14 protein-coding genes are annotated in these 17,267 nt (G+C 65.5%); 10 read left to right on the forward strand and 4 right to left on the reverse strand.

Annotation, left to right across the window (positions count from 1 at the left end; all coding sequences use genetic code 11):
- On the reverse strand, positions 1-207 hold the full coding sequence (locus tag LK542_RS05230) for a hypothetical protein (RefSeq protein WP_227801540.1): 207 nt from the start codon (positions 205-207) through the stop codon (positions 1-3).
- Between LK542_RS05230 and LK542_RS05235 the strand changes: the two genes are divergently transcribed.
- The 7 genes from LK542_RS05235 (at position 206) to LK542_RS05265 (ending at position 7,697) form a co-directional block, all read left to right on the forward strand.
- Positions 206-1,384: an acetyl-CoA C-acetyltransferase gene (locus LK542_RS05235; RefSeq protein WP_227801541.1), complete on the forward strand. Its 1,179-nt coding sequence runs from the start codon at positions 206-208 to the stop codon at positions 1,382-1,384. The two genes, LK542_RS05230 and LK542_RS05235, sit on opposite strands and share 2 nt — an antisense overlap.
- Positions 1,385-1,437: 53 nt before the next feature.
- Entirely contained in the window at positions 1,438-2,178 is a 741-nt protein-coding gene (locus LK542_RS05240; RefSeq protein ID WP_227801542.1) for a beta-ketoacyl-ACP reductase, read from the forward strand.
- A gap of 105 nt (positions 2,179-2,283) precedes the next feature.
- Positions 2,284-3,600: an amino acid deaminase gene (locus tag LK542_RS05245; protein ID WP_227811081.1), complete on the forward strand. Its 1,317-nt coding sequence runs from the start codon at positions 2,284-2,286 to the stop codon at positions 3,598-3,600.
- 50 nt (positions 3,601-3,650) lie between these two features.
- On the forward strand, positions 3,651-4,607 hold the full coding sequence (gene pip / locus LK542_RS05250; RefSeq protein ID WP_227811082.1) for a prolyl aminopeptidase: 957 nt from the start codon (positions 3,651-3,653) through the stop codon (positions 4,605-4,607).
- A 72-nt stretch (positions 4,608-4,679) separates the two neighbouring features.
- On the forward strand, positions 4,680-5,144 hold the full coding sequence (locus LK542_RS05255) for a DUF2721 domain-containing protein (protein WP_227801545.1): 465 nt from the start codon (positions 4,680-4,682) through the stop codon (positions 5,142-5,144).
- A gap of 11 nt (positions 5,145-5,155) precedes the next feature.
- Positions 5,156-5,608, forward strand: a complete 453-nt coding sequence (locus LK542_RS05260; RefSeq protein WP_227801546.1) for a hypothetical protein — start codon at positions 5,156-5,158, stop codon at positions 5,606-5,608.
- A 55-nt stretch (positions 5,609-5,663) separates the two neighbouring features.
- Complete coding sequence (locus LK542_RS05265; protein ID WP_227811083.1) at positions 5,664-7,697, forward strand: NADPH-dependent 2,4-dienoyl-CoA reductase; 2,034 nt, start codon at positions 5,664-5,666, stop codon at positions 7,695-7,697.
- A gap of 46 nt (positions 7,698-7,743) precedes the next feature.
- Here LK542_RS05265 and LK542_RS05270 read toward each other — a convergent pair whose 3' ends face one another.
- Positions 7,744-8,865 (reverse strand): beta-ketoacyl-ACP synthase III, encoded by a 1,122-nt coding sequence (locus tag LK542_RS05270; protein ID WP_227811084.1) that lies wholly within the window; start codon positions 8,863-8,865, stop codon positions 7,744-7,746.
- A 116-nt stretch (positions 8,866-8,981) separates the two neighbouring features.
- Complete coding sequence (locus LK542_RS05275) at positions 8,982-10,409, reverse strand: S41 family peptidase (protein ID WP_227811085.1); 1,428 nt, start codon at positions 10,407-10,409, stop codon at positions 8,982-8,984.
- A 505-nt stretch (positions 10,410-10,914) separates the two neighbouring features.
- On the opposite strand from LK542_RS05275, the gene LK542_RS05280 reads away from it, so the two are divergent.
- From LK542_RS05280 to LK542_RS05290, 3 genes are all read left to right on the forward strand, one after another.
- Positions 10,915-11,145 (forward strand): hypothetical protein, encoded by a 231-nt coding sequence (locus LK542_RS05280; RefSeq protein WP_227801551.1) that lies wholly within the window; start codon positions 10,915-10,917, stop codon positions 11,143-11,145.
- A gap of 57 nt (positions 11,146-11,202) precedes the next feature.
- The gene (locus tag LK542_RS05285) at positions 11,203-13,215 is read left to right on the forward strand and encodes a M13 family metallopeptidase (protein WP_227801637.1); all 2,013 of its coding nucleotides are present in this window, start codon (positions 11,203-11,205) and stop codon (positions 13,213-13,215) included.
- Between the two features lie 85 nt (positions 13,216-13,300).
- Positions 13,301-15,361 (forward strand): M13-type metalloendopeptidase, encoded by a 2,061-nt coding sequence (locus tag LK542_RS05290; protein WP_307728913.1) that lies wholly within the window; start codon positions 13,301-13,303, stop codon positions 15,359-15,361.
- Positions 15,362-15,447: 86 nt separating this feature from the next.
- On the opposite strand, the gene LK542_RS05295 is transcribed toward LK542_RS05290, so the two are convergent.
- Complete coding sequence (locus tag LK542_RS05295) at positions 15,448-17,046, reverse strand: right-handed parallel beta-helix repeat-containing protein (protein WP_227811086.1); 1,599 nt, start codon at positions 17,044-17,046, stop codon at positions 15,448-15,450.
- Positions 17,047-17,267 lie beyond the last annotated feature (221 nt).

The raw sequence follows: 17,267 nt of genomic DNA on the forward strand, positions 1-17,267 counted from the left end.
CTAGTAGAAATGGGTGTTCCATTGCTGTTCAAAAAACGCGCAACATCCCAGCGCAAGCCAGTCGTCGCGCGGTTGTATTCGGTGAGTAAACTGATAAGATTGATTTTGCTCAAACATCAGCACCCCACCCACCGTAACATGCATGGTTTCGCAACCCTGCTGTCTGAACAATCGCCCGGCGGCGCCGGGAATTAGGGAGATCAACATGGAAGACGTCGTCATCGTGGCCGCTGGCCGCACGCCGGTCGGCAAGTTCGGCGGCACACTGGCCAAGATCCCTGCTGCCGAACTCGGCGCGCACGTGATCCGCCAACTGCTGGCCAGGACCGGCATCGACCCCGCCTCGGTCAGCGAGGTGATCATGGGGCAGGTCCTCACCGCCGGCGCCGGCCAGAATCCGGCACGCCAGGCCGTCATCAAGGGCGGCCTGCCCGACATGGTGCCGGGCCAGACCATCAACATGGTGTGCGGCAGCGGCCTGAAGGCTACCCACCTGGCGGCCCAGGCCATCAAGTGCGGCGACGCCCAGATCGTCATCGCCGGCGGCCAGGAAAACATGAGCGCTTCGCCGCACGTGCTGAACGGCTCGCGCGACGGCTTCCGCATGGGTGACGCCAAGCTGGTCGACACCATGATCGTGGACGGCCTGTGGGACGTCTACAACCAGTACCACATGGGCGTGACCGCCGAGAACGTCGCGCGCAAGTACGAGGTCTCGCGCGCCGAACAGGACGAATTCGCGCTGCAATCCCAGCTCAAGGCCGAAGCTGCCCAAAAAGCAGGCAAGTTCAAGGACGAGATCATCCCCGTCGAGATTCCTTCCAAGAAGGGCCCGACCATCTTCGACACCGACGAATACCCGAAGCACGGCTCCACGCTGGAAGCCCTGAGCGGGCTGCGCCCCGCCTTCAATAAAGAGGGCACCGTCACCGCCGGCAACGCTTCCGGCATCAACGACGGCGCCGCCGCCGTGATCATGATGAGCGCCTCCAAGGCCAAGGAGCTGGGCCTGACCCCGCTGGCGCGCATCAAGGCCTACGCCTCGGCCGGCCTGGATCCGTCGATCATGGGCATGGGCCCGGTCTCGGCGACCCAGCTGTGCCTGAAAAAGGCCGGCTGGACCCACGAAGACATCGACCTGATGGAAATCAACGAGGCCTTCGCCGCCCAGGCCATCGCGGTCAACAAGGAAATGGGCTGGGATACCTCGAAGATCAACGTGAATGGCGGCGCGATTGCCCTCGGCCACCCGATCGGCGCCTCCGGCTGCCGCGTGCTGGTGACCCTGCTGCACGAAATGGTGCGCCGCGACGCCAAGCGCGGGCTGGCCAGCCTGTGCATCGGCGGCGGCATGGGCGTGGCGCTGGCGGTCGAACGCGACTGACCGCCTGGAGTAAATGCGGTAGCAGTGACTGACAACTAAAACTGGAGAAGACAATGGCACGAGTAGCATTGGTGACGGGCGGCATGGGCGGCCTGGGCGAGGCGGTGTGCATCAAGCTGGCCGCTTTGGGATACAAGGTCGTCACGACGTATTCGCCGGGTAACAAGAAGGCCGACGGCTGGCTGGCCCAGATGAAAGAGCAGGGCTTTGACTTCCGGGCCTATCCCTGCGACGTGTCCGACTACGATTCGGCCCAGGCCTGCGTGCGCCAGGTCGAGCAGGAAGTCGGCCCGGTCGACGTGCTGGTCAACAACGCCGGCATCACCCGCGACATGACCTTCAAGAAGATGGACAAGCCGAACTGGGACGCGGTGATGAAGACCAACCTCGACTCCGTGTTCAACATGACCAAGCCGGTCTGCGACGGCATGGTCGAGCGCGGCTGGGGCCGGATCATCAACATTTCCTCGGTCAACGGCCAGAAGGGCGCCTTCGGCCAGACCAACTACTCGGCGGCCAAGGCCGGCATGCACGGCTTCACCAAGGCGCTGGCCTATGAAGTGGCACGCAAGGGCGTGACCGTCAACACCATCTCGCCAGGCTATATCGGCACCAAGATGGTGATGGACATCCCGAGCGAAGTGCTGGAAACCAAGATCATCCCGCAAATCCCGATGGGCCGCCTGGGCAAACCGGAAGAAGTCGCCGGCCTGGTCGCTTACCTGTCGTCCGAAGAAGCGGCGTTCGTGACCGGCGCGAATATCGCGATCAATGGCGGCCAGCACATGCAGTAATGCCGAGGTCGTGACGCAAGGGAAGGCACCGCTGCGGCGGTGCTTTTTTTTCGCCTCGCCCAGCCTCGGTACAATAGCCGCAACGACTTTTAACCAGTGACCGCCATGCACACTCTGCCCCGCGACGGCCTCGCCCTGTCCAGCCTCGACGAACACCTGCTCCTGCCCGGCACCAAGGGCTTGCCGATCACCGAAGCGCTGCGCCAGGGCGCGGTCGGCCTGCAGGGCTGGAATGTGCTGCGCGGCGACACCTCCTTCCCGGTGGCTGTGCTGAAGACGTCGGCACTGCAGCACAATCTGGCCTGGATGAAGGCTTTCTGCGAGCGCCACGGCGCCACCCTGGCGCCGCACGGCAAGACCACCATGAGTCCGCAGCTGTTCGCGGCCCAGCTGGCCAATGGCGCCTGGGGCATCACCCTGGCCAGCGCCACCCAGGTCCAGGTGGCCTACCGCTTCAACGTGCGCCGCGTGCTGCTGGCGAACCAGCTGGTGGCACGCGCCGACATTGCCGCCGTGCTGGCGCTGCTGCACGAGGATCCGGATTTCGAGTGCTTCGTGCTGGCCGACTCCCTGGCCGGTGTCGCGCGACTGTCGGAAGCGGCGGGCGCACGCGGCCTGGCGCGTCCGTTGCCGGTGCTGGTGGAACTCGGCCTGGCCGGCAAGCGCGCCGGCTGCCGCACCGCCAGGGAAGCGCTCGACGTGGCGCGCGCCATCGCCGGGGCAGACGGCCTGGTGCTGGCCGGGTTCGAAGGCTACGAAGGTCTGCTCGTCAGCCAGGACCGCGAGGCCGACCTGCGCGCGGTGCGCGCCTTCCTGGCCGAGCTGGTGGACCTGGTCGAAACGGCCGACGGCGAAGGCCTGTTCGGCAGCGCCGAGATCCTGCTGTCGGCCGGGGGTTCCTCGTACTTCGATCTGGTGGCGCGCGGCTTTGCCGGCGTGGACGGCCTGTCGCGCCCGGTGCGCGCCGTGCTGCGCAGCGGCTGCTATCTGACCAGCGACCACGGCTCATATAAGCGCCTGCTGGCCCAGCTGGACGCCCGCGAAGCCCACGGCGAGGGCCTGCGCCCGGCGCTGGAGGTGTGGAGCACGGTGCAGTCGCGCCCCGAACCGGGCCTCGCCATCCTCACCATGGGCAAGCGCGACGCATCCTATGACGAAGCGCTGCCGACGCCGCTGTTCACCCACCGTCCGGGCGAGGCAGGGGCGCCGAGCGCGCTGCCGCCCGGCTGCGAGATCGTCAAGATGAACGACCAGCATGCCTACCTGTCGCTGCCCGAGGGCGGGATGCGCGACGCGCTGCGCGTGGGCGACCTGGTCGGCTGCGGCATCTCGCATCCCTGCACCACCTTCGACAAGTGGCAGGTCCTGCTGGCGGTGGACGACGCCTACAACGTGCGCGAGGCGCTCAACACCTTCTTCTGAAACGCCGTGGCGGTAGGCTACAATCGGCTGTCACCCGCCGAAAGAGAACCATGCCTGCCACGCCGCCGTCCCTGTTCCCGCCGATCCAGCCCATCCGCCACGGCATGCTCGCCGTCGACGAGCTGCACACGATCTACTGGGAAGAAGTCGGCAACCCCAACGGCATTCCGGTGCTGTTCCTGCACGGCGGGCCGGGCGCCGGCCTGTCGCCCCAGCACCGGCGCTTCTTCGACCCCAGCGCCTACCGCGTGATCCTGTTCGACCAGCGCGGCGCCGGCAAGTCCACGCCGCTGGGCGAGTGGCGCAACAACACCACGCAGCTCCTCATCGACGACATCGAGCGCCTGCGCCAGATGTTCGGCATCCGGCAATGGCTGGTGTTCGGCGGTTCCTGGGGCTCGACGCTGGCGCTGGCCTACGGCCAGTCCCACCCCGAACGCTGCCTCGGCTTCGTGCTGCGCGGGATCTTTCTGTGCACGAAGGCGGAAGTCGACTGGTTCATCAACGGCGTGAAGTGGTTCTACCCCGAGCTGTACGAAGACTTCGTGGCCCCGATTCCGCAGGAAGAGCGCGGCGACCTGCTGAAGGCCTATGCAGAGCGCCTGCTGTGCGGCGATCCCGAGGTCTACTGGCCAGCCGCGCGCGCCTGGAGCCGCTTCGAAGGCCGCCGCGTGTTTCTGCTGCCGCAGCCGGAGGAAGCCTCGTCCGACGCGCTCGACCTGGGCGTGGGCCGCCTCGAGTCGCACTACATGCTGCACGGCGCCTTCCTGGAAGAGGACCAGCTGGTGCGCGACATCGGACGCATCGCCCACCTGCCGGCGGTCATCGTGCAGGGCCGCTACGATGTGATCTGCCCGCCGCTGTCGGCCTGGCGCCTGCACCAGGCCTGGCCGGGGGCGAAGCTGCACATGATTCCGGACGGCGGCCACGGCGCCCTCGAGACCGGTATCGCCCGCGCGCTGGTGAACGCCACCGAGCAGTTCAAGCGCCACGGCCGCTTTGATTGACAGGCGCGGGGTGCCAGTCGCGCGCCGCGGCTGCTACACTATGCTCAAACCTACAACAACATTGCGCTTCCCATGAATATCCAGATCAGCGACATCGGCCACGTCATCCAGCTGGCGATCGCGCCGGTCTTCCTGCTGACTGGCGTGGCGACCAAGCTGACCGTGCTGACCAACCGGCTGGCGCGCATCATCGACCGCACCCGGGTGCTCGAAGACCGCCTCAAGGTCCGCCCCAGCAACGAGGAATCGGCCGAACTCGAAACCCTCTACACCCGCTCGCACCTGATCAACACCGCGATCACTTCCAGCACCGGCTGCGGCCTGATGGTCTGCCTGGTGATTGCGATGCTGTTCCTGGGTGATACCACCAACCTGCCGCTGGACCAGTACATCGCCGGACTCTTCGTGTTCGCGATGGTCGGCCTGATCAGCAGCTTCGTCTACTTCCTGCGCGAGATCTTCATCGCCTCGCGCTTCATGCGCATGCAGCACACGCTGTCCCTGCAACAGCCACGCCAGAGCGCACCCACCGAATGATCGAGTACAGCATGCACGACTATCAACGCCCCCCGACCCTCCACCGCTACGCGCCGCATGCCGAACTGGAAGCCGCGCTGCGCGGCCAGTTCCGCCTGGTGCCCGCCGGCTTCTTCCTGACCGTGTCGTTTTCGACCGTATGGGACAAGCGCCTGTTCGACGTGCTCGGCCCGGCCGACAGCTGCCTGGTGATCCATAACACCGAACTGTTCGGCGAACGCCTGCACCGCGCGGTGCAGCGTACCCTGCCTGACTGGGCCGGCATCGACGGTCCGGTGGAATACGGCGTGCGCTCGCGCCTGGGCGCGGCCTTTACCAAGGGCGCCGGCCAGGCCCAGGAAAAGGAATGGCAGTTCGCCTGGCGGTCGATGTCGCCGGATGCGATCCTGCGCCCGGTCACGGTCAACATCGGCAGCATCGAAGCTTTCGCCGAACTGCGCGACCGCGAAAGCCACCTGGCCTGAGGTCGAATTGGAAGTTTAGAAACACGCCTCCACGAAATCACGGTGTAATGCCGTGATGACGTCCACCACTTATCCCCATCTCCTCGCCCCGCTCGACCTCGGTTTCACCACGCTGAAGAACCGCGTGATCATGGGCTCGATGCACACCGGTCTCGAAGACCGCTTCTACAACTACGGCAAGCTGGCCGCGTTCTACCGCGAACGCGCGCGGGGCGGCGCCGGCCTGATCGTCACCGGCGGCATCTCGCCCAACCGCCAGGGCTGGCTGCTGCCCTTCGGTGGCACCCTGAATGTCATCGGCGACGTACCCAACCACCGGCGCGTCACCCGTGCCGTGCACGAAGAGGGCGGCAAGATCCTGCTGCAGATCCTGCACGCTGGGCGTTACGGCTACCAGCCTTTCGTGGTCTCCGCCTCCGCGCTGAAGTCGCCGATCTCGAAGTTCAAGCCGAAGGCGCTGGACGCCGCCGGTATCGAGGCCACCATCGCCGCTTATGCGCGCTGCGCGAAGCTGGCGAAGATGGCCGGCTACGACGGCGTTGAAATCATGGGCAGCGAAGGCTATTTGCTGAACCAGTTCCTGTGCGCGCGCACCAACAAGCGCCTTGATGACTGGGGCGGCCCGATCGAGAACCGCATGCGCCTGGCGCTCGAGGTGGTGCGCCGCATCCGTGCCGCGGTTGGCCCCGACTTCATCCTGATGTACCGCCATTCGGTGCTCGACCTGGTCGAAGGCGGCAATACGTGGAACGAAGTGGTGGCGGTGGCCAGGGCCCTCGAGGCCGCCGGCGTCACGATCCTGAACACCGGCTACGGCTGGCACGAGGCGCGCGTGCCCACCATCGTTACCTCGGTGCCGCGCGCCGCCTTTGCGCAGGTGGCGGCGCGCCTGCGCAGCGAAGTCCGCATCCCCGTGGTCGCCTCGAACCGCATCAACATGCCGCAGGACGCCGAAGCGCTGCTGGCGCAGGGCAGCGCCGACCTGGTGTCGATGGCGCGGCCCTTCCTGGCCGATCCCGACTGGGTCGCCAAGGTGGCCGAAGGCCGCGTCGACGAAATCAACACCTGCATCGCCTGCAACCAGGCCTGCCTCGACCACACCTTCTCCAACAAACGGGCCAGCTGCCTGGTCAACCCGCGCGCCTGCCACGAGACCGAACTGGTGTACCGCAAGACGGCCGGGGCGCGCCGCGTGGCCGTGGTCGGCGCCGGCCCGGCCGGGCTGTCGGCGGCCACCGTGGCAGCCGAGTGCGGCCACCAGGTGACGCTGTTCGATGCCCTGGACCGCATCGGCGGCCAGTTCAACGTGGCCATGCGCGTGCCGGGCAAGGAGGAATTCGCGGAGACCATCCGTTACTTCGGCCGCAAGCTGGCGCTTACCGGGGTGGACCTGCGCCTGGGCCGCCGGGTGAGCCGCGACGAGCTGCTCGCCGGCGGCTACGACGACGTGATCGTCGCCACTGGCATCAAGGTGCGCAAGCCAGGCATTCCCGGCATCGAGCACCCGAAGGTGCTGAGCTACCTCGACGTACTGCGCGAAGGGAAACCCGTGGGCCGCCGCGTGGCCATCATCGGCGCCGGCGGGATCGGCTTCGACATGGGCGAATTCCTGGTGCACGACCCGGCCGTGCCGCTGCCGGTGCCGGCCGCGCACTGGATGGCGGAGTGGGGCGTCGATCCTGCGTCAAGCACGCCGGGCGGCCTGGTGGCGCCGGCAAGGCCCCATCCGCCGCGCGAAGTCTGGCTCCTGCAGCGCAAGAGCACGCGTCCGGGCGCGGGCCTGGGCAAGACCTCGGGCTGGGTGCACCGCGCGACCCTGGTGCGCAACGGTGTGCAGATGCTGGCGGGCGTTCAGTACGAGCGCATCGACGACGCGGGGCTGCACATCACCGTCGGCGGCGAGGCGCGCGTGCTGGAGGTGGACAACGTGGTGATCTGCGCGGGGCAGGAGAGCCTGGCGGAGCTGATGCCGGCGGAAGGCACGACCGGCGGGCCGCGTTTCCACAAGATCGGCGGGGCGGCGCTGGCGGCGGAGCTGGATGCGAAGCGGGCGATCCGGGAGGGCGCCGAATTGGCTGCGCGCTTGTGATCGACACTCTGCTGCGTGGGCAGCGCTGCCGCCCACGCAGTCAAGCTTACTTCTTGCGAACGACCACGCAGCCGATCGAGTAACCGGCGCCGAAGGAGCAGATCACCCCGTTCGCGCCGCTCGGCAGGTCATCCTGGTACTTGTGGAACGCAATGATCGACCCTGCCGACGAGGTGTTGGCGTAGGTGTCGAGAATCACCGGCGCCTCGCTCGGCTCCGCGTCGCGGCCCAGCAGGGTGCGGGCGATCAGCTGGTTCATGTTCAGGTTGGCCTGGTGCAGCCAGTAGCGCGACACGTCCTTGATCTCCAGGCCCGCGTTCTTCACGGTGTCGGCGATCGTCTCGGCCGCCATCGGGCACACCTCCTTGAACACCTTGCGGCCCTGCTGGCGGAACAGCTTGTCCGGCGCGCCGATGCCGGCTTCGTCGAAGCGGTTCATGAAGCCGAAGTTGTTGCGGATGTTGTTCGAGAACTTCGTCTTGAGCTTGCTGTCCAGGATTTCCCACTGGTGGCGGCTGGTCGCAGTATCCGCTGCTTCCACGATCACGGCGGTGCAGGCGTCGCCGAAGATGAAGTGGCTGTCGCGGTCGCGGAAGTTCAGGTGGCCGCTGGTGATTTCCGGGTTCAGCATCAGGACCGCACGGGCGCGGCCGCTGCGCACCGCGTCGACCGCCGTCTGGATGCCGAAGGTGGCCGAGGAGCAGGCCACGTTCATGTCGAAGCCGAAGCCTTCGATGCCCAGCGCATCCTGCACCTCGACCGCCATCGCCGGGTAAGGGCGCTGCATGTTCGAGCAGGCCACCAGCACCATGTCGATATCCGACGCCTGCTTGCCGGCGCGGTCCAGTGCTTCGCGCGCGGCGGCCACGCACATCTCGGCCTGCAGCGACACCTGTTCGTCGGCGCGTTCCGGGATGCGGGCCGTCATGTGGGTCGGGTCGAGCACGCCTTCCTTTTCCATCACGTAGCGCGACTTGATGCCGGAGGCTTTTTCGATAAAGGCGCTGCTCGAGTGCTCCAGCGCGGTGGTTTCGCCGGCGGCGATCGCGGCGCCGTGCTCCTGGTTGTACAGGTCGACGTAGGCGTTGTAAGCCGTTACCAGCTCATCGTTGGAGATGGAATACGGCGGCGTAAACAGGCCAGTGCCGCTGATCACGACAGGTTTCATATTGGGGACTTTCAAAGACATTAACCGGGGTTTCCCGAGAGATGCGGCGATTCTACACGCTCATGCCGGGGCTGGGAATTGGCGGAAATGACAAGCTTGACCTGCGTGCAAGGAGCTCAGTGCTCCTGCTGCGCCAGCGTCGTCGCGGTGGGGACGGCGCGCCTGGACAGCTGCACCTTCTCGCCCTTCAGGTGGCGCAGGGCCTGGGCCAGCTGGAAGTCGTCGGCGCTGCCGTAATCGACTGGTTTACGCGCGCGCGCGTCGGCCCACAGGCGCATCTGCTCCTCGATGTCTTCCTGGCGCGTGGCGGCTTCCTTCTCGCGGTCGTTGGACAGGTGCCGATCGAGGTCGGCTTCGCGCATACGTAAAGCGTTGAAGCCGTCGCCGTCGGCCGTTTCGTCGACCGGGAAGTCGGGCAGGATGCCGCGCGCCTGGATCGAGCGCCCGGCCGGGGTGTAGTAGCGCGCGGTGGTCAGCTTGACCGCGGCGTCGTGGCCGATCGGGCGGATGGTCTGCACCGAGCCCTTGCCGAAGGTCTGGCTGCCCAGGATGGCGGCGCGCCTGTAATCCTGCAGGGCGCCGGCCACGATCTCGGAAGCCGAGGCCGAGCCGGTGTTCACCAGCACCACCATCGGCAGCTTCTTGAAGGCCGGCGGCAGGCTGGCCAGCGGATCGGCGCCGCTGCGCAGCATGTAGAACTCGGGACGGGCGTAGAAGCGCTGGCGCGAGTCCGGCAGCTGGCCGTTGGTCGAGACGATCTCGGCATCCTTGGGCAGGAAGGCCGCGGCCACACCGATCGCGCCCTGCAGCAGGCCGCCCGGGTCGTTGCGCAGGTCGAGCACCAGGCCCTTCATGTCCGGGTTGTCGCGGTACAGGGCCTGCAGCCTGGCCGCCATGTCGTCCACGGTCGGCTCCTGGAACTGGGCGATGCGCAGCCAGGCATAGCCCGGCTCCACCATCTTCGCCTTGACGCTTTTCTGGACGATTTCGCCCCGCGCGATGGTAAAGCGCAGCGGTTCGGGGCTGTCCTTGCGCGCGATGGTGAGGGTGACTTTGCTGCCCGGCTCGCCGCGCATGCGCTTGATCGCTTCGTCGATCGGCAGGCCCTGCACCGGGTGGCCGTCGATCCGGGTGATCAGGTCGCCTTCCTTGATGCCGGCATGCCAGGCCGGGGAATCCTCGATCGGGGCGACGATCTCCACGTAGCCCTCTTCGCTCTCGGAGATCTCGATGCCGAGGCCGACGAAGCGTCCCTCGGTGCCTTCGCGCAGCTCGCGGTAAGCGCGCGGGTCGAGGTAGGCCGAATGCGGGTCGAGCGAGGCCACCATGCCGGAAATTGCTTCCGACAGCAGGGCCTTGTCTTCGACCGGTTCGACGTAGGTGGACTTGATGACGCCATAGACATCGGCCAGCTGGCGCAGCTCAGCAAGCGGCATGCCCGCCTCGACCGGTTTCTGGGCCAGCGCCGAAAACTGCATGGTGGCGGCAACCCCGGCAACGACGCCCAGGCCGACGAGACAGGAATTCTTGAAAGTGGAGCCCATGGTTCACCCGATGTGAGCGCTGGCCTCGGTGCCGTGCAGCACGCATGAGGTAGCGCAAGTCCAGTATAAACCCGAACACGGAGGGCTGCTCCGAAGCAGGCCAAACCATGCGCTTATGCATACATGACAGCGGGTTTGTGTAAGCGCCCTGTTACGGATATGCCGGCTTGGTAAGCAATTGTAAGAGTCGAAGCGAACGCGAGGGTGGGAACCTATAGTGAATTCCAGTTTTTCTCTCTCCACTTTTTGAAGTGGTCTTTGCCCGCGGCCCCCTCCGCGGGCTTTTTTATTCCCGTCGATTCTACATTCCCAGTAGCAATACCGCCTCCCGCAGGCCGTCTTGTTGTGACGTACCAACACATGCATACCTGATATCGCCCTGTCTGCATGTATCGAAAAGTAAAAAAGCCCCCCAGGCCGTTGCTGCCCCTTGCGCACCCGCTAGAATGGGTGCAGCCCTATCGTCGAGGACGGTGGGCGGGATGTCAGGCAGAACATTATAAGAATGAAGAAATCGACTCTCTCGTCCGCGCGGCGCTGCCGGGCCGGACACCCGCGTTTTCCCGCCAACATGCAGCTGCGCGTGTTCGGCAATCACCTGCTGGCGCAGAACCACGACACGGCGCGTTTTATCACCGTGCCTGGGGTCTACACGGCAAGCCAGGCGCGTTATCACGCGCACTTCCTGAAGACCGGCCACAAGCCGGCCGCTTTTTCCCAACCCCAGCACCCCTAGCAATCGAGGACTATTTTCGTGAAGCGAATCCTTTTGAGCACCCTGACGCTGTCCCTGATGGCAGCCTTTGCGAATGCGGCCGACAAGGCGCCGACCCAGCCGGCCGGCGCGCCGGTGTCGGGCATCGACACCCAATACATCGACACCAGCGTGCGCCCGCAGGACGATTTCTTCACCTACCTGAACGGCAAGTGGCTGAAAGAGACCGAGATCCCGAGCGACAAGGCAAGCTGGGGCACCTTCATGAAACTGCGCGACGACACCACGCCGCAGATCAAGTCCATCATCGAAGCCGCGCAGGCCGACAAGTCGGCCAAGACTGGCTCCGAAACCCAGAAGATCGGCGACCTGTACGCCAGCTACATGGACGAAGCGCGCCGCGAAGCCCTGGGCACCAAGCCGCTGTCCGGCGAGCTGCAGAAGATCCGCACCCTGAAGGACAAGAAGGGCCTGCCGAACCTGGTCGCGCACCTAGCGAAGATCGGCGTGTCGACCCCGTACGGCATCTACGTCAGCCAGGACATGCGCAACTCGACCGAGCACGTCGTGTACATCTCGCAGAGCGGCCTGGGTCTGCCGGACCGCGACTACTACCTGAAGCAGGACGACGCCAAGCTGGCCGAAGTCCGCACCAAGTACCTGGCGCACGTCGAAAAGACCCTGGCGCTGGCGGGCGAGAAGGATGCCGCGGCCCAGGCCAAGGCCATCGTCGACTTCGAGACCGAACTGGCCAAGGTGCAGTGGACCCGCGTGGAAAACCGCGACCCGGTCAAGCGCTACAACAAGATGAGCGTGGCGGACCTGGGCAAGCTGGCTCCCGGCTACGACTGGAAGGCGGCGCTGGGCGCGGCCGGCATCGGCAACAAGGTCGACACCATCATCGTCAACCAGCCTAGCTACTTCAAGGGCCTGAACGAAGTGCTGGCCAAGACCGAGCTGTCGACCCTGAAGTCCTACTTCGAGTGGCAGCTGCTGCGCGAGTACTCGCCGCTGCTGTCGAAGGCATTCGTGGACCAGAGCTTCTCGTTCTATGGCACTGCGCTGTCGGGCGTGTCGGAGCAGGCCCCGCTGTGGAAGCGCGGCGTCGGCACGGTCGAGAGCGCGCTGGGCGAAGCGGTCGGCAAGCTGTACGTGAAGGAGCACTTCCCGGCCGAGCGCAAGGCGCGCATGGAAGAACTGGTGAAGAACCTGATTGTTGCGTATGGACAGTCGATCGACAACCTGGAGTGGATGAGCCCGACCACCAAGAAGGAAGCCCGCGCCAAGCTGGCCAAGTTCACCCCGAAGATCGGCTATCCGGACAAGTGGCGCGACTACGCGAAGCTGTCCATCAAGCGTGACGACCTGGTCGGCAACGCGATGCGTACCGCGACCTTCAAGTACAACTACCAGCTGAACAAGCTGGGCAAGCCGGTCGACCGCACCGAATGGGGCATGACGCCGCAGACCGTGAACGCCTACTACCGCAGCACGACCAACGAGATCGTGTTCCCGGCCGCGATCCTGCAGCCGCCGTTCTTTGACATGCGCGCCGACGACGCGGTCAACTACGGCGCGATCGGCGCCGTGATCGGCCACGAAATCGGCCACGGCTTCGACGACAAGGGCAGCCAGTCGGACGGCGACGGCAACCTGCGCGACTGGTGGACCGACGCCGACCGCAGCGCCTTCAAGGCCCGCACCGACAAGCTGGTCAAGCAGTTCAACGGCTTCTCGCCGCTGCCTGGCTATAACGTCAACGGCGAACTGACCCTGGGCGAGAACATCGGCGACAACGCCGGCCTGTCGATCGCGTATAAAGCCTACAAGCTGTCGCTGCACGGCCAACCGGCCCCGGTGATCGACGGCCTGACCGGCGACCAGCGCTTCTTCATGGGCTTCGGCCAGGTGTGGCGTTCGAAGATGCGCGAAGCGCAGCAGATCAACCAGGTCAAGACCGACCCGCACTCGCCGGGCCAGTTCCGCGCCAACGGCACCGTGATGAACATGCCGGAGTTCTACGAGGCCTTCGGCGTGAAACCAGGCGACAAGATGTACCTGGCGCCGCAGGACCGCGTGCTGATCTGGTAATCAGGCCTTGAAACGACGGGCCGGCGCTTCGCAGCGTCGGCCCGCTGCGCATATAACGACAATAACGACACTTAGAGAGAACCGCATGAAACGACGTCTAGTGAGCGCCGCGGCGCTGATCCTGGTCGCCTCGATGGCCCAGGCCGAATCCACCAAGAGCGCCACCGGCGCCGCCAAGGGCAAGGCCCTGTCCGCCGGCATCGCCCTCGAATACGTCGAGCCGGGCGTGCGCGCCCAGGACGACTTCTTCGAATACCTGAACGGCAAGTGGCTGAAGACCGTCGAGATCCCGGCCGACAAGTCGAGCTGGGGCGCCTTCCACAAGCTGCACGACGACACCCAGCCGCAGCTGCGCGCCATCATCGAGAAGTCGGCCGCCACGAAGAACCCGCGCGCCGGCTCGGAAGAGCAGCTGATCGGTGACTTCTTCGCCAGCTACATGGACGAAGCGCGCCTCGAGAAGCTGGGCATCAGCCCGCTGAAAGGCGAACTGGCCGGCATCGCCGCCATCAAGGACAAGGCCGAGCTGCCGGCCGCCTTTGCCCGCCTGGGCCGCCTGGGCGTGACCACGCCCTTCGGCTTCTACATCCACCAGGACGCCAAGGACTCGACCAAGTACGTGGCCGACCTGTACCAGGGCGGCCTGGGCATGCCGGACCGCGACTACTACCTGAAGCTGGACGACGCCAAGATGGCCGACATCCGCGCCAAGTACCAGCAGCACGTCGAGAAGATGCTGGCGCTGTCGGGCGACGCCAATGCCGCCGCCAACGCGAAAGCCGTCGTCGACCTGGAAACCGAACTGGCCAAGGTCCAGTGGACCAAGGTCGAGAACCGCGACCCGATCAAGACCTACAACAAGGTGGAAGTGGCCAAGCTGGCCGAGCTGGCGCCAGGCTACGCCTGGGACGCCTGGCTGAAGGAAGCCGGCATCGCCGGCAAGACCGACTACGTCATCGTCAGCCAGCCGAGCTACCTGAAGGGCATGGCCGAGATCGTGAACCGCGTGCCGCTCGAGACCTGGAAGGTCTATCTGCAGCTGCACACCGTGAACGGCTACGCCTCCTACCTGTCGAAGGCCTTCGTCGACCAGCGCTTCGCCTTCCACGGCACCACGCTGTCGGGCGCGCCGAAGCTGGAACCGCGCTGGAAGCGCGGCGTGTCGACCATCGAGGGCGCCATGGGCGACGCGGTGGGCAAGCTGTACGTGAAGGAACACTTCCCGGCCGAGCGCAAGGCGCGCATGGAAGTCCTGGTGAAGAACCTGCTCGAGGCCTACCGCTCCTCGATCGACACCCTGGACTGGATGAGCCCCGCGACCAAGAAGGAAGCCCAGGCCAAGCTGGCCAAGTTCACCCCGAAGATCGGCTATCCGAACAAGTGGAAGGACTATTCCTCGCTGACCGTCAAGCGTGACGACCTGGTGGGCAACGTGATGCGTTCGCGCGTGGTCGAATACAACCGCGAGCTGAACAAGCTGGGCAAGCCGATCGACCGCGACGAATGGGGCATGACGCCGCAGACCGTCAACGCCTACTACAACCCGGAACTGAACGAGATCGTGTTCCCGGCCGCGATCCTGCAGCCGCCGTTCTTCGATGCGAAGGCCGACGACGCGGTCAACTACGGCGGCATCGGCGCCGTGATCGGCCACGAGATCAGCCACGGCTTCGACGACCAGGGTTCGCAGTACGACGGCGACGGCAACATGCGCAACTGGTGGACCGAGGAAGACGGCAAGCGCTTCGCCGAGAAGACCAAGGTGCTGATCAAGCAGTACGCCGGCTACAGCCCGCTGCCGGGCTATAACGTCAACGGCGAACTGACCCTGGGCGAGAACATCGGCGACAACTCGGGCCTGGCGATCGCCTACAAGGCCTACAAGCTGTCCCTGAATGGCAAGCCGGCGCCGGTGATCAAGGGCCTCACGGGCGACCAGCGCTTCTACATGGGCTGGGGCCAGGTGTGGCGCGCGAAGATGCGCGAGCCGGCCCAGATCAACCAGGTCAAGACCGACCCGCACTCGCCGGCCCAGTTCCGCGCCAACGGCACCCTGAAGAACCAGCCGGGCTTCTACGAAGCCTTCGGCGTGAAGCAGGGCGACAAGATGTATCTGGCGCCGCAGGACCGCGTGATCATCTGGTAATCCCGCATCGCCTGGGGCGATAAAAAACGGCCGCGATGCGAATCGCGGCCGTTTTTCTTTGTGCACCCCCGCGCGCAGCGCGGGAATCAGCGTGCGACGCTGGAGTAGCTGCAGGATTTGGCCACGCCCGGCTTCGGGTCGCCGAAGACGGCGTCGGAGCACTTGACCGAATTGGTGACGATCATGGTGGCGTAGCTGCCGGCGGCGCCGTAGCGCACTTCGCGCGTGCCGGGCACGGTGCAGATGCCGTACTGGCTGGCGCAGGCGGTCCAGCTCACGTCGGCCGGCGCCGCACCGGTGGTGGCCGCCACGGCGTAGCTGCAGGACTTGGCGGCACCCGGGGCCGGGTCGCCGAAGACCGAGTTGGCGCAACGCACCGGACCGCTCACGGTCTTGGTGACGAAGGCGGTGGCGGTGCCGTAGCGCACTTCGCGGCTGCCGCTGAAGCTGCAGGTGCCCCATTCGGTGGCGCAGGTGACCCAGCTGGTCGGCGCCGGCGCCGTGGTCACGGACGCCGCCTCGTAGGCGCCGATGTCGAGCAGGCCTGCAGGGCGGGCTTCGCCGCCAGCCACGTGCTTGTACTGCGCGCCTGGTGCCAGCGCCACGCCGGCTGCCGACACGCCAGGGGCGGAACCGGCATCGATCACGAGCGCGTTCGCGGTCGGGCGCAGGTCGTAGGCGGCGCGGTTGACGAAGCCCGGCGCGGCAGCGCGGTAATTGGTCTTCTCGATGGCGCCGACCTGGTTGCTCAGGGTGCCAGTGCCACCGAAGATATTGTTCTGCAACAGGATTGGCTTGGTGACGCCGCTGCCGACCAGCACGAAGTTGCCGCGCGAGGTGTCGTCGTTCAGGAAGGTGTTGTTGACGACGTAGAGGTCGTGCCCGGGATTGCTCGCGCCTTCTTCGCCGTAGGCGATCAGGTTCGGGTTGTTGTGCGCGGCCGGCTGCTGGATCACGTTGCCGATGATGTAGCTGGTGCCCGCGTTTGGCAGGTTGATCTCGTAGCTCGGCTTGCCGCTGCCGGCCTGGCCTTCCGGCAGGCTCGAGAAGCGGTTGTAGGCGATGGTATTGATGCGGGCGCGCGACTTCAGGTTGTGGCCGACGTTGGCGTCGTGCGAGTAGTTGTAGCGGAAGGTCAGGCTGCCGACGTTGCCGATGTACAGGTTGTGGGTGTAGCCGGTGCCGTAGCCGTTGCGCCCGAACTCGCTGTTCTCGATGAGGATGTTGCTGTTCAGGTTGACGCCGGTCAGGATGCCGTTCTCGTTGTCGTGCAGGTAAGACGAGCGCAGGGTGAAATTGGTGCCTTCCAGGCGCAGGGCGGCGCCGTTCTGGTCGGGCACTTTCGCGCCGAACATTTCGACGTTTTCGATGACCACATTGTCACCAACCACCACCCAGATGGCCTTGCCCATCGAATTTTGGCCAGCCGCATCGATCTTCGGACGGCCATTCACGCCGCGGATGGTCAGGTTGCTGGCATAGATGCCGCAGACGTCGCCGCTATAGGTGGCGTTGCCCGCGATTTCGACAATGTCGCCGGCCTTGGCGGCAGCGAAAGCCTGGCAGGGGCGGGCGTAGGTCTTGCCGGCGCCGACCGACAGGGTTGCGGCCGAGGCCGGCGCCAGGATGGTAGCGCACGCGAGTGCGAGCACGGTGCGGGTCAGGATAAGGCGGGATGGACGCATCTGGTTCCTCGTATCATTTCGACTAGTAATTGTGTCTAAAATAAATTTCCGTGAGACACATTTCCACAGAGTATAGGATGCGAACAGGAAAATACGTAACCAATTGTAAGAAAATCGGGTAATCCGCAACATTTGCCTATGAAGATTATTTTTTGAGGAGGGCGGCAATATGCGTGCTTTGGTGCCGAACCTGCTGCGATTGGTGTCCAAGTCGCAAAAAT

The sequence above is a fragment of the Massilia sp. IC2-477 genome (genome assembly GCF_020707265.1).
Taxonomy (GTDB): domain Bacteria; phylum Pseudomonadota; class Gammaproteobacteria; order Burkholderiales; family Burkholderiaceae_D; genus Telluria.

What these genes read in the sequence shown, in the direction of transcription:
- pip (WP_227811082.1), top strand. Translation starts at nt 3,651, where the DNA reads ATGCCTGCCACGCCGCCGTCCCTGTTCCCGCCGATCCAGCCCATCCGC.
- LK542_RS05285 (WP_227801637.1), top strand. Translation starts at nt 11,203, where the DNA reads ATGGCAGCCTTTGCGAATGCGGCCGACAAGGCGCCGACCCAGCCGGCC.
- LK542_RS05280 (WP_227801551.1), top strand. Translation starts at nt 10,915, where the DNA reads ATGAAGAAATCGACTCTCTCGTCCGCGCGGCGCTGCCGGGCCGGACAC.
- LK542_RS05230 (WP_227801540.1), bottom strand. Translation starts at nt 207, where the DNA reads ATGTTGATCTCCCTAATTCCCGGCGCCGCCGGGCGATTGTTCAGACAG.
- LK542_RS05245 (WP_227811081.1), top strand. Translation starts at nt 2,284, where the DNA reads ATGCACACTCTGCCCCGCGACGGCCTCGCCCTGTCCAGCCTCGACGAA.
- LK542_RS05275 (WP_227811085.1), bottom strand. Translation starts at nt 10,409, where the DNA reads ATGGGCTCCACTTTCAAGAATTCCTGTCTCGTCGGCCTGGGCGTCGTT.
- LK542_RS05290 (WP_307728913.1), top strand. Translation starts at nt 13,301, where the DNA reads ATGAAACGACGTCTAGTGAGCGCCGCGGCGCTGATCCTGGTCGCCTCG.
- LK542_RS05295 (WP_227811086.1), bottom strand. Translation starts at nt 17,046, where the DNA reads ATGCGTCCATCCCGCCTTATCCTGACCCGCACCGTGCTCGCACTCGCG.
- LK542_RS05260 (WP_227801546.1), top strand. Translation starts at nt 5,156, where the DNA reads ATGCACGACTATCAACGCCCCCCGACCCTCCACCGCTACGCGCCGCAT.
- LK542_RS05270 (WP_227811084.1), bottom strand. Translation starts at nt 8,865, where the DNA reads ATGAAACCTGTCGTGATCAGCGGCACTGGCCTGTTTACGCCGCCGTAT.
- LK542_RS05240 (WP_227801542.1), top strand. Translation starts at nt 1,438, where the DNA reads ATGGCACGAGTAGCATTGGTGACGGGCGGCATGGGCGGCCTGGGCGAG.
- LK542_RS05255 (WP_227801545.1), top strand. Translation starts at nt 4,680, where the DNA reads ATGAATATCCAGATCAGCGACATCGGCCACGTCATCCAGCTGGCGATC.
- LK542_RS05235 (WP_227801541.1), top strand. Translation starts at nt 206, where the DNA reads ATGGAAGACGTCGTCATCGTGGCCGCTGGCCGCACGCCGGTCGGCAAG.
- LK542_RS05265 (WP_227811083.1), top strand. Translation starts at nt 5,664, where the DNA reads ATGACGTCCACCACTTATCCCCATCTCCTCGCCCCGCTCGACCTCGGT.